This is a genomic window from Heyndrickxia coagulans DSM 1 = ATCC 7050 (assembly GCF_000290615.1).
Taxonomy (GTDB): Bacteria; Bacillota; Bacilli; order Bacillales; family Bacillaceae_C; genus Weizmannia; species Weizmannia coagulans.
The window spans coordinates 1-1,107 of the sequence record NZ_ALAS01000202.1 but is presented as its reverse complement, the minus strand read 5'-3'; the positions used below and the strand labels follow the sequence as shown (position 1 = coordinate 1,107).

The following is a 1,107-nucleotide window of genomic DNA, read 5'->3' as shown; positions in this document are numbered from 1 at the left end:
TCAAGCGACCAGCGATGTCATGAAAAATATGGCATGAGATCAAAATTAAATTTCACTTATTGGTGTCCAAAATATTGACTTAAATCCAAAGTTAATACGCATAAAGCATGAAGGAATGATGGGCCATAATGGGTGAAGAAAAAAGTGGCTTTTTATCCCCACTGGAATTTTAATCAAAGGGGCATTCAGTTTTAATGCTGAATTGTTGACGGAATGCGTAAACAACGGGCAAATCACCCCGGCTGAAAACGAAAAAAACCTTGATGCATCCGCGATACATCAAGGTTTTTAGTAGTCGGGAAGACAGGATTTGAACCTGCGACCCCTACGTCCCGAACGTAGTGCTCTACCAAGCTGAGCTACTTCCCGATTATTTTATTTTTGCTTGCCAGCTCCTTAGCTCTTGCTGACAAATATTATTCTACGACAATAAATTTCGTTTGTCAAAGCCTTTTTTTATTTTTTTAAAAGAAATTTTTTCCGGCTCGGTTTCGGGCCGGCAGCCATTCCTTTTTCAACTGGAAAATAAGAAGGTTTTGCCGCTTGGGAAAAGCTTAAAGGTTTTTTTAGGGGGAATATCATCGGGAATCACCGCCGCCGGTATGATGTCGATTCCCGTATTTTCCAGCGAAGCCAACATTGTTTCTTCATTCGGCATTTCTTTATGTTTGATGGCGCGGTCCAGTAAAATTCTTGCAGCTAACGCCGGGCAATCCGGAAACTGAAAGGCCATAAAAAATCACGCATCGTGCTTTTAAAATGACCTTCATTTTCATCACCTTCAGCTTTATCATTCGCCATGAGTGGGTTGTGCTGCCTTTTACAAACAGGCAGGGGGAAAGGCGGGAGGGTTCAGGAATAAGGGAAGGTGCTTAAGTGGAACGTTTTTTCAAAAATTCTAAGGGAATAAAAACAAAAAAACGGCCATAGCAGGGATAAGCACGCTATTCGCGTTTCACTCTGTCGAAATTTGACTGCAGCAAGATGTAGAATAAAATGATCAAACAATTAAGATTTTGGTATGTGTAAAATTTTACTCGAAGGGGCAAATGAGTGGAAAAAAATGGGAAGACACTCTATCATCTAAATGTACACCTTGAATGAACA

The 1,107-nt window shown here is 40.6% G+C and carries 1 protein-coding gene and 1 tRNA gene; both read right to left on the bottom strand.

The genetic code is table 11. The annotated features are described in order from the left end of the window. Positions 1–295: 295 nt before the first annotated feature. Positions 296–369 (bottom strand) — tRNA-Pro (locus tag IC21_RS10205). A gap of 145 nt (positions 370–514) precedes the next feature. Beyond that, entirely contained in the window at positions 515–733 is a 219-nt protein-coding gene (locus IC21_RS10200; RefSeq protein WP_234969668.1) for a hypothetical protein, read from the bottom strand. Positions 734–1,107 lie beyond the last annotated feature (374 nt).